Raw genomic sequence first — 13,720 nt, 5'->3', positions numbered from 1 at the left:
CCTAGTCCCGCGGTCGCCCCCGAGACCTAAGTCCTCCGTCGTGTGGACGTCAGCCCTCCGTCGTGTAGAAGCGGTAGAACACCACCACGAACGCGCCCGCCGCCACCGCGAACGCCACGGCCGCCGACCGCAGCACGCTCGAGCCGGTGAGGCCGTGCAGAAACCCGACCGCGACGCCCGCGAAGCCCGCCCATGCGGCGGCACGCAGTTCGCGCGGCAGGTGCGTGCCGAGCAGACGCAGCCCGAGGTACCCGGCCACGAAGGCGACCGCGGCCACGACGCCGAGCAGGACGTTCCAGCCGGTGATCGGCCCCGCGTCCCGCCCGATCGCGGCGGCCCACAGGCCGTAGACGATCCCGCCGAGCACGGGGGCGGTGAGCTTCGTCGCGAGCTGTACGGGACTGCCGTGCCACCGCGCGGTACGTGACGCTGCGTGAGCCATGACCCCACTCCTCTCTCCTCGCCCCTGCCTCCAGAGCACACCTGGGGGGCGGAGCGGGCAAGTCGGAGCGGTGGCGCTCCGCTGGTTGTGCGGGATCTGTCGGCATCGGCCCCCGGCCCGGATACTCGGGGGCATGGAATTCGTCGTTTTCGTGACCTTGCCCGGACTGGTCATCCTGCTGACCGTTGTGGCTTTCGTGGATCAGCTGCTTCTCCATGCCGGGCGGGCCGGACTGCTGCCATGGCGGAACAGCGCCCGGCAGGGCCAGATATCGGCGACCGGGTTCGAGCAGCTCCATGCGAGCTTTTCGCCCGGGAAGCAGAACGAACTCAAGGAGCGGCAGTCGGCACTGGTGATGCGGGACGACGAGGAGGACGGGGCGCCGCCGAACCGCACAACAGTGGACCTGGAGGGAGGAACCGCGGTCGTCCGGATGCCGCAGGCCGACCAGTAGAAGGCCGGTCGTCACGGTCTCACCAGTCCGCCCTTGAGCCCGGCGGCCAGCCGTACTCGTCAGTCGCGGCAGGTGCTGAGGTGCTCGAGGTAGGTGCGCTGTGCGGCCTGTTCACGGTGGTACGTGCGGTTGTCGGCAGCCAGTTGCATGTGTCCGCTCCCGCTGCCTGCGTCGCAGTGTTGCCATCGGATGGCGCTCATACCCGGGTCCCGACCGCGATCGCGTCACGGCCAGACAGGGCGATCAGTGCGCGCAGCACGATGACGAGCTGCCGATCGTCCACCTCCTGCACTCGGATGAGGCTCGTCTGATGCGCGCCTGCCATGGACAGCACCAAGTCGAGGAAGGCGCGCTCTCGGTCGTCGAGGCCGAGGCGGTAGAGACGGCCGCCCATGTGTTCCCAGGCGCATTCCACGCCGTGGTCCGTCTCCCGGACCAGCGCTGCCCGCACCGCGTTCAGCGTGAGGAGGTGTTCCTCCCCGACAAGCGCCTGCACGGCCACCCGCTCGCGCAGGCAGTTCGCCGAAGCAAGCAGCAGGTCCCTTAGCGGCGGCGCGACCTTCTCCTCGGTGGAGGTTTCGGTCTCGGAGCTCTCGTTCATCCGAGCGCCTCCGATGCCTGCCGGTAGCGGCCCGTGGCGACGAGCTGCGCGACGGCCCCGGCCGAGCAGAGTTCACCGGGCGACGGCATCGGAACCGACCAGTACGGACACCACACGTCCGGAGCGTCTCGGTTTACACCGGGCCGCGGAACGCCGAGATGCCAGCCCCGGCCGAGACAGTCCGTGTCCGGCGCACGCCACCGGGCGGCGGTACTGGCCGGCACCAGCGCGTAGTACCGGCCCTGACGCGGATCACGAATCACCGGGCCCTGGAGAAGGGCCTCGGCGAGATACGCGTCCACCTTGTCGGCCTCTTCGGTCCCGGCGGCGGCATGCACGATCACTTCCGGGATGCGGATCGCGGAGAACAGCGTGCCGCAGCGCAGCAAGGCGATCCCGTGCTCGGCCCACTGCATACGGGCCTCGGTGTGTCTGCCGGCTGCGGCCAGTAGCCAGTGGACAATCGCCAACTCCCGGTCAGCGCGGGTGTGTACAAGCACACCGGGCTCTGGTTCGACGGGCGTCAGCGCCGCGTCAGTTGGCAGGGTTGTACGTTGCATGGTGTCGACGCTCCTTCGCAGCGTTGGCATGCCCCGGCGCCGTCGCGAGCGGTTGCCGGGGTGCAATCTGCGACGACCGCAGCGACTGCGCGCCGTGTCAGCCGCAGGCCAATCAGTGCACCGTGCGTCCACGTCCCGCTGTCCCCACGTCGTCAATGACCAGGTGAGAGACCAGCGTGACGCTGTGAGAAGGCAGGAACACTCACAGTTTTGTGAGTGCTGTGAGCGTGACCTAAAGGCCGATCCACGCGGCCATGTGGTTGAGCGTGTCCGGGGTCCGACGCGACAAATGCACCAAGCCGGTGATCGTCTCGCGAGCAGCCGGGTGGTACCGGGTCTGCTCCGGCGCCCAACGCCGCGCCTTCACAAGGTGCTTGAGGGCAGCATCTGTGTGCCCGGTCTCCATTTCCGTGCGGGCTCGGTCGATGAGGAAGTGCGCGCGGCGGCTCATCGGCAGTGCGGGCGGCAGCTTGATCTTGCGTGCCTGCTTGAGGGCATCGTCGTACCGGCGCATCTCGACAGCCGCAGACATCCGGTGCAGGTCCACGTTCGTCGGGCCGAAGCTGAGCCAGTGCACGTCCGATGCGTCACCGATCCGTCCTGCGATCTCCCGCGCCGCATCGATGTGCCGGTTCACGGCGGTCTCGTCCCCGGCTCGTGCGGAGATGACCGAAGCGCCAAGGTACAGCTGCCCGGCGACGGCGAGAGCCTCGCGGGTTTCCTCAGCTTGCCCGACCACCCCGTGACCGGAGGCGACGAGCCGCTGCCCGATCCGGTACTCGCCCTCCCGGAAATAGACGAGCGCCCGCATGTACTGGCGGACCGCGGCAAGGCACGGATCGGAGGCACGCTGTGCTGCCCAGTCCATCCGGTCCAGGGCCACGGCGGACAGGTCGTAGTAGCCGAGCTTGACGGTGATGTCGTGGGCGGTGCGATACGTAGAGGCGAGGGCCTGCCACAGCTCGCTGGACGGCGTCGACCAGGCGATATGGGTGAGTTCGGCGATCACGCCGGGCAGCTCGCGGGCCGCGTCGCGCAGGCGTGTGGCACGAACCTGCGAGCACAACTGGTCCGCTGCTGTGACGAGTTCGCCGGCGGGGCGCGTGGTGAGGTCCGGGTTGGGGCCGAGGTCGTACAGGTCGAGGGCCTCACGGATCGGCCGCACGAGTTCGGCGAGCCGGTCCCGCTGCAGTTCGGTCACATACGGCTGCCCGGTCAAGGTCGTCACGTCAACCTTGAGCACACGGGAGACAGCGGCGACGAAGTCTGAAGTCGCGGGCCTGGCTCCGCATTCGACCTGGTTGAGCAGGCTGTACGAGTAGGGGAGGCGGTCGGCGAGCTCCCGCTGGGTGAGCCTGGCCAGCTTCCGCTGTTCCCTGATGCGAGTGCCTGTGTGATCGTCGTCCAGTGTGGGCACTACTGGTCTCCGTTCTGAGCAACCACTTGGAACGGTACCCGCGCCGGACGGCTCGGGCGCATGCTTCCGTCCCCGACTCCCTTCCGGGCAGGGGTGGTTGCCTGTGATCCGATAGGGCCATGACGACTTCCCGCGTGCTCTACCTGTTCGGTTCCGCGGCCCCGCCCGTCTTCGATGTCGGCAGGGTGATCCAGGACGCTCAGGCCCGCGGCTGGGACGTGTGCCTCGGACTGACGCCGACGGCGGCCCGTTGGCTCGACCCTCAGTTGTCGGAGCTGGAGCGGCTGACCGGAAATCCGGTGCGGTCCGAGTACAAGTTGCCGGGCGAGCCGGACGTGTGGCCGAAGGCGAGCGTGATTGCATTCGCGCCGGCCACCTTCAACTCGATCAACTCGTGGGCGGCTGGCCTGACACACGATTTCGTGGTGGGCGTCGTCGCGGAGGGAATCGGTAAGGGCATCCCTATGGTGGCGATGCCGTGCGTGAACGCGGCCTACGTGCAACACCGGGCGTTCGAGCGGAGCGTCGCCGAGCTGCGGGCCATGGGCGTGCACGTGCTGTACGGGGAGGGCGGGTTCGTACCGAACCAACCGGGCCAGGGCAAGCCGAAGGCGTACCCATGGCATCTGGTACTCGATGCGGCCGAGCAGATCGCGCGCGAGCGCGCATGACGAAGGGCCCCCTCCCGCCCGAAGGCGAGAAGAGGATGGTCACCGAGATCCTCGCGAAGCCGGAACACCGGCCCACTGTGACGCCCCTTACTCTCAGCGTGGGTAAAAAGCTCCAGCTTTCGATAACCGAGCGTCACCTCGAAGCAGAAGTTGCCCACTGCGTTGGGGGCGTGGCCGCTGCGCTGCTCGGAGCTGGCGGGTACGGGAATAGTGCCGGAACATGAGAAACCCCGGCTGGTCGGGGGAGGCCAGCCGGGGCGTCATTGAGGTGAGAAGGTCAGGGCGCTTTGGCGTCCCGTTGGCAGTAGGCCCACCACCCGGCTGCCGTGATAGCCGCCGTGTACAGGCAGAACACCGTGACCGCGACCGAGGTGGACAGGTGGGAGCCGACCAGCGCCTGAGCGAAGGGTTTCTCGTCTCCCGAGTATGCCGAGACGTCGGTGAGCATCGCCCGGCCCGCCGCGAAGGGCAGCCAGTTATTGACGCCGTCCAGCCCCGGTATGTACCCGAGGAGTGCTCCCGTGATGCGCTCACCGAGCAGCGGCCACAGAACCAGGAGCAGGACTGGAACGATGCGGCTGCGCAACAGGGCGACCGCGGCCAGGCACAGGAGCGCCCAGCACCCCATCCACACAACGAACCGGGCAGCGGGCGCCAGGACTTCGGTCCAGTTTGGCTGGGGAGCGCCGGCCATGGCCAGCGATGCTGCGCAGGAGACTGCTCCGAGCAGTGCGCTGACGGCGGCTGTGCCAGCTCCTATGGTGAAGCCGACCGCGCACTTGGCTCCGTAGGCGGTGGCGCGTCCGTTCACGGTCAGCCAGGTTGTGCGTGCGGCGCCTGACACCAAGTCGGTCGAGACTGGCCCGGTGCCCAGGACGAGCACGAAGAAGCACAGGGCTGGGATCTGGAGGGAGAGAGGGGTCCACGCAATCGCGTCTGCCACCGTCACGGCGCTGACAGTGTGCTGCTTGTCGAGATCGAGCAGGACCGTGATGCCGGTCAGCACGCTCAGGACCGTCACCACGGAGAGCAGGATCCAGGTCGACCGCAAGGCTGCCAAATGCCGCCACTCGTACCGGCATGCCCTGCGAAACGCGTCAGCGGGCCTGACCGTCACGGGTACAGTTGCCACACCGCTTGTCACGAGATCTTGAACTCCTCTTGCGCTACGCCGAGGTAGAAGTCTTCCAACGACGGGTTTCCTTCGTGCAGCCAGTACAGCGGTACCCCGGCCTGCAGTGCGAGCGTGCCGATTCGTACGCGGTCCAGGCCTGTGACGGTGGCGCTCTGTCCGCCGACAGGAGCCAGGTGCCCGCCGTGTTCCGTCACCAGTTTGGCCAGGGCCGGCAAGTCCGGTGCCTCGAGCGTCACGATCCGTCGGTCGGCCGCGCGCTTGAGAACCTCAGTCATCGGTTCCGCCGCCACGACCCGGCCGCGGGTCAAGACCACTACCCGGTCGGCCAGTTGCTCCATCTCGCCCAGGAGGTGGCTGGAAACCAGCACGGCCTTGCCCTGCGCTGCCTGGCCCCGCAGAAACTCACGCAGCCAGCGGATCGAATGAGGATCGAGCCCGTTCGCGGGCTCATCGAGGACCAGCACCGGCGGATCACCCAACAGTGCCTGGGCGATGCCTGCGCGCTGCGCCATACCCAGCGACAGTTCGGCCAGCTTTCGCCTTGCGGCATCGGTCAGCCCGACGGTCTCCAGCAGGCTGTCCACGCGTTCGTCGGGCACCGCGGATCCCGCGGCCACCATGCGCAGATGTGCGCGCAGGCGGTGTGCGGAGTGGCCCGCCACTCCCCCCAAAACGGCTCCGACAACTGTGCCGGGTGCTCCCCACTCGTGCAGAGGCCTGCCGAGATAGTGCGTTTGCCCTTCACCTCTCAAGAGGCCCAGCATGAGCTGGATCGTTGTGGTCTTTCCCGCGCCGTTGGCGCCTACGAAGCCGGTCACCTCGCCAGCACGGAGAGTGAGTGATACGTCATCCAGGACCCGCTTGTTGCCGAAGGACCGGCTGAGACCTCGGGCCTCGACGAGCACCTCGCCCTTCACTGCGCCCTTCCTTCGCGTGGTGGACCGGGCCGGTTGCCAACGGGCGATGTGGCCGAAACCACCACCGTATGCAGACCTCTTCGCCTCATGTAGAATCCTCTGGCGTTATCGCAAGGGGGAGGAAGTCTCCAAAGGAGATCTGAACAGGCGTGGAAACCGAGAGGTCCCTGCGCGGATTTCTTCCCCCGATTACTTCTTTCTGGGCATGCGGCATAGACGTGCGCATCTATCAGAGGCTCGCTTTATTGCCGTGCAAGTACAATCAATTGCCAAGCCAGTACGGCGTGCACGAGAACACACATACCCCACACCCCGGGACCGCGGGTCCCATGTTGAAATGCCGTCACCCATCCAACTGACACCAGAATCACGGACATGGCGCAGAGGATCCAGGAGACGGCAAGCCATGGCGTGGAGAGCTCTGTAAGGAACCTGATCGCGGCGAGTGGCGCAAGCGTCAACAGAGGCAGAGCCCATGTGCCTTCGGTGGCCGTACGGGAAGACGTGGTGTTGGTCATGGGGCCCTCCGTGTCTCCGTTTTACGGTGTGCGAACAGCGGACCGGGTCTACCCAGGTGCCTTGAGGCAGACCCGGTCCGCTGCCATTCAGTCAGGGAGCCAGATCACTCGGGTTCCCTGGCCGTCATCAGTGCAGGGCGTTGTAGATCTCCAGAAGCGTCAGCCCGGGAGAGATCGCAGCGAGAGGGGCCCTCACCCACCAGGACAAGCCGTCGTACCACTTCTTGAAGTCGCTGTACTTGCCGGCGATGGCCCTGGCGAAGCCGCCAACCTTCTTGAAGGCGGCTCTGATCGCGTCCCACTTGCTGGCGGCCGCGGCCTCACCGCTGGCGATCTTGGTCATCTCGGCCCGCTCGGCAGCCGAGAGGCTGGCGGCGAACGGGCTCGCCAGCAGGGCACTCGCGGCCTGCCGGGCCTCGACCTGCTGCGTGACTGACACAGCTTGGGGCGTGGCCGCCGGAGCCGTGGACGCCTGTGCCAGGCCAGCAGCCCCGCCAAGGGCTATGGCAGCGGCAGTCGAAACGGCTGCCATGCGTAGAGCATTACGATTCATTCGCGTTATCCCTCGCGTCGTCGCAAGGGGGAGGAAGCCCATAGGGCGACCTGAACAGGCGTGGAACCGAAAGGCCCCCCGGACTTCTTTCCCCCGATTACATGAAGCTTGTCGATTCCCCCCGGTCAAGGAGGAATCAACGTGTTGGCGTCTCAGTATTCGGACGCCGAACAACGTGCACAGTATCTTCAGATCGATCACTTGACCACCGTGAATTGGTCACCAGATTGGTCACCAAGTGACGAATATTGGCCACATTTCGCTATGACCTGCGGCTTCGTGCACCGAAGCGTGCCGGCCTTTGGCTTGAAACCGACGCGGGTGTGGCTCGGTGTCCCCCGGTGGGCGGACTTCCTCGTGGCTACCAAGTTCCTGCCTCTGGTCCAGGCTCTCGTCAAGCAGTCGGCTGGCAGCCCCTTACCCGGGCTCGTGCTACAGCCGCAGATCTTCGAGTTGGTGACAGAACCTGATCGTTTCGCGCTCGGTGGCAGTGTCAGGCCTGCTCCGCAGGTCGCTGTTCCGCAGCACACCTCCGAGGCGGTGACCGCTTCCGACCGGCCCGATCGGCCGCTCAGGAAGTGAGGCTGTAGTACTCGCCCGTCTCCCTCGGTGTGATCAACCCTCGTCTGCGCGCAGGCTCAGCGCACTGTCGTACGGCGACGGCGGGATGCGGAGGTCTCCGCCTGGGCTGATGCCGGGCATGACGAGAAGTCCCATCCCGACATTGGCTGGCATCGCGGCGCTGACAGCCTGCGCGGTTCAGGCGGGACGCGGCCCGTCCTTGCGCCGACCGAGCCCGATCGCCACCAGAGCCCGTACCGCTTCGGCGCGCGAGTAGCCGTTCTCCGCGGCGAACCGGTCCACATCGTCGAGAAGCTCACCGAGTCGCACCTGGACCCGCCCGCCGATCTGCGGGCGGCCCGGCCCTCGTTCGCCCGGCAGTTCAGACAGCCACTGACGGACCACCTGTTCGTGACCGTTGCGCAGGAGCCACTCCGCCGCCTGGTCATCGGAGAGAAATTCATGCCGGTCACCGCCGGGAAACCTGTCGGCCAGTTCCCTGCGGATCAGGGCCGTCTCCAGTACCCAGCGATCCCCGGCCGTACGCAACAGCCTCTCCCGTACCGCCCGCGTGATGCTCTCCCTCCCGCCCCTCCATCGGCGTGCGGTCGACCGCTCCTCGTGCACCGCCTCCGGATATGCGGCCTTGGCCTGGTCAGTCTCGAACCATCCGTCAACCTCACGGAGCGGTACGCTGTCGACTTCGTCGTACCGATAGACGCAGAGGCGTGCCATTGGAACCCCCTGCCCTAATTAACGACATCGCTAATGTGCCAATGAAGCGAACTGTCCGCAGCGGGACGGCCGTATCAAAGTGCCTGGGGCACTGCTCGCGCTGTGCCGCGGCAACCGGCGGGCCATCAGTTTCGGGAAAGGGTGGGCTTGGGGAACGAAAACCCCCGCGCTCACCACCCAGGGCCGCGTCGTTCAGGTGACGTGTCCTGGTTGATCACATGATGCCGAGGGTGATCAGTGGACGGTTGGCGTCGCGGGTGTGGTGGCGGAGTCCAGCGGCGATGTTCGTCTGGTCGGCGAGTCGGAGAGCGCCGATGGCCAGGTTGCGCAGGGATGCCATGGCACGTGGAGCGGTGCCGGTGCGTACGCGGGAGGCGTCCTCGGCGTACGTGGTGTCCCTGACGTGGTGGATCTTGTTCTCGATGCCCCAGTGGTCGCGGACGCGGCGGGCGATCTCGGTTGCGTCGGCCTGCTCCGCGGTCAGGTCGGTCACCCCGTAGACGCGTTCCAGGGTGACCTTGCCGGTGGTGACGACCCGTCGGCGGCGCACGATCTGGACGGCCTGCACCGCGTGGGGGAACGCGATCCCGGTGACGGCGGCGGCCTTGATCCGGCGGATCTCGTCGCGGCCGTGCGCGGTGGCCCGCGTCCTGTCCAGGAGCGGCACCTCCCGCCACGGCAGGGCCTTCAGCCACCGGTGCAGGGTGGGCTGGTTGCCCTTGATCAGCGCGATGTAGTGGGCGTGCTTGTCCTCGACGAGGAAGCGCGCGTGGGCGATCTGCGAGTGGAGGGCGTCGAAGGTGACCACCGTGCCGTGCAGATCGAGCGGGGCAAGCAGGGGCCGGAAGACGGTGATCTCGTTGGTCTTGCCGTCCACCTCGCGCTGGGCGGTGACCAGGCCGGTCCCCGTCATCGCGGCGAGCAGATGGACCTGGGTGCCGTCGGTGCGGCGGGCACCGCGCACGGTCTTGCCGTCCACGGCGAGGGAAGGCAGAGGCCGGTCGCTGTTGTTCTCCTCCTGGCCGGCGGCGCGTTCGCGCCCGGCGAGCCAGCTTCCGACGGCCGTATCCAGCGCGTCGCCGTCGATGAGCTGGAGGATACGGCGCACAGTGGCCTCGGCCGGGGCGACGGGGCCGCGGTCCGGCTCCCGGCATGGGCCACCGAGCCGGGCCAGGACGTGCGGCGGGGCGTCGGCGGCCCACTCCGCGATCGCGGCCAGGGACTTCGCTCCGGCCAGGACCGCGCACGCGGCCAGGGACAGGACGAAAGCGAGCGGGTGCCGTCGGCCCTGGCCCCGCCGGGGATCGGGTACCTGAGCCAGGCAGGTCAGCAGGCCGGAGAGGTCATCGGGGGCGGTCGGTGCGGCGCCGGTGAGTTGGCCCAGAGGGCCCGGGATGAGCGAGGATGAGCGGGCAGGCACGGTCTTCCGTCGTGGTGATCAGGGACTCGACACCTCATGATCACCGGAAGTCGTGCCTGCCTCCGCGTTAGCCCCCGGCGCCCACCCCGCGGTCCTGCCCCAGCTCCTGAAGCCCCATCAACCCGGATACACCTTCTGAACGACGCCGCCCTGCACTCCAGCCTGGGGCGCTGTGCGTGTTCTGACATTCGGACTACCTGCGACAGCAGGGCGCTTCGGCGTAGCCGCGACCTTCACGCTCCGTACAGGTTCATCCGTTCAGGATGGGAGCGAACTCGCCATCGAGACACGAGGCGGTGCAACGAGTGGATGCCGAGGTCGATTCAGCGGGTCAGATGTACACCCTGGATGAGCAAACGTTGCCGAACGATGTGTCCTCGCACACCCTGAATGAACTGATGGCGCCGACATCGGCCCAGCCGCACCCGTCTTTCGAGCCGTTGCCATCCGAGACTTCGCCATGCTTGCTTCCGGAGCCCCAGTACTCGGCATAGACCCCGTTGCCGTCACCTTCCTCGTCACAGGCGTAGAGGTTTTGGCTTGAGTGCCAATAGCGGGCGTAGTCATCCCCCTGGCGGACCGTGGTTATGGCGGCGTGTGCTGTCCCTGTCCCCAAGACCAAGGGCACGGCGGCCAACGCCGTCACCATGCCGAGCCGTCCAACGAGCTTCTTCACAGGTTCTCCTTCGGCCTCTCGGGCGGTGACCTGCCCAACATCGACACGCGCTTTCCGTGCACTTTCATATTGGTAAATGTACCGACCCATGTGTAGGCAAGATCAGTGTTCGCTGCGCAATGGTGAGCTTTGGATGCGGCCACTGTGAATCAGGGTGGTTCCCTAAACAACCTGCATACTTGTAGGTTGACTGATCTCGCTACGCAGGTGCGGTGCCCCTCGGTAGCGAATCACGGGGCGTCGAGAGCTCCATGATCTTGGAATCCCGACCCTGTCACGTTCGTGGAACCTCACCGAGTGGCAGATCGACACGAACCGGACATCAAGCGACTACGCCGAAGCCCTGGCTCACCACCCCGTGTGGAACAGGTGGTTCACCGTCAGCGCCACCGTCGCCTGGGCAGCAAGCCACCCCCGCTGCCCGCCCCGTGGCAGCAGCGCCGTCGCGGGCAGGAGCCAGAAGGCAAAGGGAAGCCAGATACGTTCCGTCTCCGCCTTGCTCATGCCGGAGAAGTCGGCGACAAGCACCATGAGGAGCCCGGCGAGGATCAGACCGAGAAGCCGGTCGGTGGTGGTCGGGGTGCCGGCGCGCAGGCGTCGGACAGTGGCCGGCACGGTCGCGAACGTGCGGCGCAGGCCCGCCACCGTCGCCAGCCCCACGAGGAGCACCGTGCATGCGAGGTTGGCCCAGACGAAGTACCAGTACGGGCGGATGGCGGCCGTGCCCTGGTAGTAGCGCTCGACCAACAGGTGGTACGCCTCCCACCAGTTGAAGCCCGCGAGGGTGAAGGCGGCGGGGACGACGGCCGCGCCCGCCAGTAGCGGGAGGAGGAGGGTCAGTGGCCACTGTCGCCAGGTCAGCAGGAGCACGGCTGCGGTGATGATCGCGAACAGGGTCAGGCCGTACGAGAGATAGACGGTGAGGCCCAGCAGCAGTCCGGAGCCGAAGGCGAGTGCCTTGCGCCCACCAGTCGCGGCCAGTGCCAGCAGTGCCACCGCCCACGCCGCCACCGCCGCGAAGTAGCCGTCCGCCGACGCCCCCACCCAGATCGCCGCCGGGGCCAGGGCGACGAACGGGGCGGCTCGGCGGGCCAGGGTCTCGTCGGCGAGGGTGCGTACGGCGACGAGGACCGCCGCGGCGGCGGAAGCGCCCACCGTGATGCAGAAGACGCCCGCCCAACCCCCGCCGCCGAGGCCGATACGGTCCAGCCAGACGAAGGTGAGCGTCGCGGCCGGGGGATGGCCGGCGATGTGCGGGGGCCAGTTGTCGGGCGAGTCGAGCAGGATGTGCTGGGTGAAGCCGCGCAGGGTGGCCCCGATGTCGTCGAAGCGGTCGATGACCGTCAGGTACTCGTAGCGCGTGGTGAGCCGTCGCTCGATGCCGTAGTGCCAGCCGTCGATCAGCGCGAGGGCCCACGTCCAGGCCATGGCGACGAACCAGGTCACCGGCACGAGCGCCCGCCACGGCAGGCGGGCCGCGAGAGAGGGACCGTACGCGATCACCGCCGCGGCCAGCGTGATCGCGGCCGGAGTGCCGGGCCCCACCTGCGGCGACCACCAGGCGTACAACGGCGCCCAGGCGAGGTGCAGGTTGCCGTAGGTGTTCTCGAGGATGTGGCCGACGACGGCGGCCGTGGCGAAGAGGAGCACCGCGGCCCCAGCGGCGTACAGGTCACGGCGAAGGTCACGGTTCACAGCGGAAACGCTAGGGCGGAAGCCACCCCGTGGCGTCCCGGCCAGCACGGACGTCAGCGTTTCGTCATGAGTCCAGCCCCTCTCGGCCCGCCCGTACCGGCCTACCGTCGGGGCATGAGCGAACGGCTCCCCACCTCCCCCGCCTTCTGGCGCAGCCCCCTGCGCGGCCCCCGGCTCACCTCGCTGCTCGGTGTCGTGCTGCTCGCCGGGCTCACCGTCCTGTTCGTGACGGGCCTCGTGTCGTACGCCGCGTACAACCCGAACCTCTCGCCGGTCAACGACAAGACCCCGGACAAGGGCCTCCTCGGCTTCTACCTCTTCGCCTGGCCCACCGACCCGCCCTGGCTGTACCGCCTCAACCAGGGCACGCACGTCACGCTCGGCATCGCCCTGATCCCCGTACTCCTCGCCAAGCTGTGGTCGGTCATTCCGAAGCTCTTCGAGCTGCCGCCCGCGCGCTCGCTCGGCCACGCGCTGGAACGGCTCTCGCTGCTCGTACTGGTCGCAAGCGCGCTGTTCGAGTTCGTCACGGGTGTGCTGAACGTCCAGCTGGACTACCTCTTCCCCGGCTCCTTCTACCCCCTGCACTTCTACGGCGCCTGGGTGTTCTTCGCCGCCTTCGTCGCGCACACAGTGCTGAAGACGCCGACGGTGCTGCGTAACATCCGGCAACGCGAAGGGGGCCAACAGAGCCAACAGTGCGAAGAACAGGGGGAGTTGGTGTCACCCCGGCCCGACGCGCCCACCGTCTCCCGGCGTGGGGCGCTTGGATTCGTCGGTGGCTCTTCGCTGTTCCTGTTCGTCACGACCGTGGGGCAGAACTTCGACGGGCCCCTGCGTCGAACGGCGGTGCTCGCGCCGCACGGTGGTGCCAACCCGGGCTCGGGACCCGGCGGCTTCCAGATCAACAAGACGGCCGCGGCCGTGGGGATCCGGGCGACCGAGACGAGTGAGGAGGCGTGGCGGCTCGTAGTCGAAGGGCGTCGTACGGTCCGGCTCAGCCGGGCCCAGCTCCATGAACTGCCCCTGTACAGCGCGGCGTTGCCCATCGCCTGTGTGGAGGGCTGGTCGACGGGCGACCAGTGGTGGCGAGGCGTACGGCTGCGGGATCTGGCGGAGTTGGCGGGGTACGACCGGGGCCAGGAGCCCGATCTGTTCGTGGAGTCGCTCCAGCGTGCGGGTTCCTTCCGGCGGGCCGCCCTGCGCGACAACCAGGTCCGCGACCCGCGCTCGCTGCTCGCCCTGTATGTCAACGGCGAGCCGCTGACCCCCGACCACGGCTACCCGGCGCGCATCATCGTCCCCGCCGCACCCGGAGTGCTGAACACCAAGTGGGTGGCCCGGCTGACGTTCGGAGACCTGTGA

At 67.7% G+C, this 13,720-nt stretch carries 15 protein-coding genes; 4 read left to right on the top strand and 11 right to left on the bottom strand.

Going from position 1 to position 13,720, the window contains the following annotated elements; genetic code table 11:
- Positions 1 to 49: 49 nt before the first annotated feature.
- Positions 50 to 442, bottom strand: coding sequence for a hypothetical protein (locus IEZ21_RS12660; protein ID WP_246567650.1), 393 nt, complete (start codon positions 440 to 442; stop codon positions 50 to 52).
- Between the two features lie 133 nt (positions 443 to 575).
- Here IEZ21_RS12660 and IEZ21_RS12655 point away from each other — a divergent pair, with 133 nt between their 5' ends.
- Positions 576 to 896, top strand: a complete 321-nt coding sequence (locus IEZ21_RS12655) for a DUF6191 domain-containing protein (RefSeq protein ID WP_189321981.1) — start codon at positions 576 to 578, stop codon at positions 894 to 896.
- 196 nt (positions 897 to 1,092) lie between these two features.
- Here the strand turns inward: IEZ21_RS12655 and IEZ21_RS12650 are convergent, their stop codons facing one another.
- The 3 genes from IEZ21_RS12650 to IEZ21_RS12640 form a co-directional block, all read right to left on the bottom strand.
- Entirely contained in the window at positions 1,093 to 1,497 is a 405-nt protein-coding gene (locus IEZ21_RS12650) for a hypothetical protein (RefSeq protein ID WP_189321980.1), read from the bottom strand.
- Positions 1,494 to 2,057, bottom strand: coding sequence for a hypothetical protein (locus tag IEZ21_RS12645; RefSeq protein ID WP_189321979.1), 564 nt, complete (start codon positions 2,055 to 2,057; stop codon positions 1,494 to 1,496). Before IEZ21_RS12645 ends, IEZ21_RS12650 begins: the two co-directional genes overlap by 4 nt.
- 232 nt (positions 2,058 to 2,289) lie before the next feature.
- The gene (locus IEZ21_RS12640) at positions 2,290 to 3,474 is read right to left on the bottom strand and encodes a helix-turn-helix domain-containing protein (RefSeq protein WP_189321978.1); all 1,185 of its coding nucleotides are present in this window, start codon (positions 3,472 to 3,474) and stop codon (positions 2,290 to 2,292) included.
- A gap of 119 nt (positions 3,475 to 3,593) precedes the next feature.
- Here IEZ21_RS12640 and IEZ21_RS12635 point away from each other — a divergent pair, with 119 nt between their 5' ends.
- Entirely contained in the window at positions 3,594 to 4,145 is a 552-nt protein-coding gene (locus IEZ21_RS12635; protein WP_189321977.1) for a flavoprotein, read from the top strand.
- Positions 4,146 to 4,422: 277 nt separating this feature from the next.
- Here IEZ21_RS12635 and IEZ21_RS12630 read toward each other — a convergent pair whose 3' ends face one another.
- The 3 genes from IEZ21_RS12630 to IEZ21_RS12620 form a co-directional block, all read right to left on the bottom strand.
- Entirely contained in the window at positions 4,423 to 5,169 is a 747-nt protein-coding gene (locus IEZ21_RS12630) for a hypothetical protein (protein WP_189321976.1), read from the bottom strand.
- A gap of 116 nt (positions 5,170 to 5,285) precedes the next feature.
- Positions 5,286 to 6,197, bottom strand: coding sequence for an ABC transporter ATP-binding protein (locus tag IEZ21_RS12625; RefSeq protein WP_189321975.1), 912 nt, complete (start codon positions 6,195 to 6,197; stop codon positions 5,286 to 5,288).
- Positions 6,198 to 6,842: 645 nt separating this feature from the next.
- On the bottom strand, positions 6,843 to 7,154 hold the full coding sequence (locus IEZ21_RS12620; protein WP_189321974.1) for a hypothetical protein: 312 nt from the start codon (positions 7,152 to 7,154) through the stop codon (positions 6,843 to 6,845).
- Between the two features lie 255 nt (positions 7,155 to 7,409).
- Here IEZ21_RS12620 and IEZ21_RS12615 point away from each other — a divergent pair, with 255 nt between their 5' ends.
- Positions 7,410 to 7,850 carry a hypothetical protein gene (locus IEZ21_RS12615; RefSeq protein ID WP_189321973.1) on the top strand — a complete coding sequence of 147 codons (441 nt, stop codon included), beginning with the start codon at positions 7,410 to 7,412 and terminating at the stop codon, positions 7,848 to 7,850.
- Between the two features lie 177 nt (positions 7,851 to 8,027).
- On the opposite strand, the gene IEZ21_RS47025 is transcribed toward IEZ21_RS12615, so the two are convergent.
- From IEZ21_RS47025 to IEZ21_RS12595, 4 genes are all read right to left on the bottom strand, one after another.
- Positions 8,028 to 8,564: a ribbon-helix-helix domain-containing protein gene (locus IEZ21_RS47025; RefSeq protein WP_213089294.1), complete on the bottom strand. Its 537-nt coding sequence runs from the start codon at positions 8,562 to 8,564 to the stop codon at positions 8,028 to 8,030.
- A gap of 214 nt (positions 8,565 to 8,778) precedes the next feature.
- The gene (locus IEZ21_RS12605) at positions 8,779 to 9,984 is read right to left on the bottom strand and encodes an ISAs1 family transposase (RefSeq protein ID WP_189321972.1); all 1,206 of its coding nucleotides are present in this window, start codon (positions 9,982 to 9,984) and stop codon (positions 8,779 to 8,781) included.
- 331 nt (positions 9,985 to 10,315) lie between these two features.
- Positions 10,316 to 10,660, bottom strand: a complete 345-nt coding sequence (locus IEZ21_RS12600) for a hypothetical protein (RefSeq protein ID WP_189321971.1) — start codon at positions 10,658 to 10,660, stop codon at positions 10,316 to 10,318.
- 348 nt (positions 10,661 to 11,008) lie between these two features.
- Positions 11,009 to 12,355, bottom strand: coding sequence for a hypothetical protein (locus tag IEZ21_RS12595; protein ID WP_189321970.1), 1,347 nt, complete (start codon positions 12,353 to 12,355; stop codon positions 11,009 to 11,011).
- 114 nt (positions 12,356 to 12,469) lie between these two features.
- On the opposite strand from IEZ21_RS12595, the gene IEZ21_RS12590 reads away from it, so the two are divergent.
- Entirely contained in the window at positions 12,470 to 13,720 is a 1,251-nt protein-coding gene (locus IEZ21_RS12590; RefSeq protein WP_246567648.1) for a molybdopterin-dependent oxidoreductase, read from the top strand.

Source organism: Streptomyces flaveus (assembly GCF_014647675.1).
GTDB lineage: Bacteria > Actinomycetota > Actinomycetes > Streptomycetales > Streptomycetaceae > Streptomyces > Streptomyces flaveus.
The sequence above is the reverse complement of the archived record's forward strand: the minus strand, read 5'-3'. Positions and strand labels throughout refer to the sequence as shown.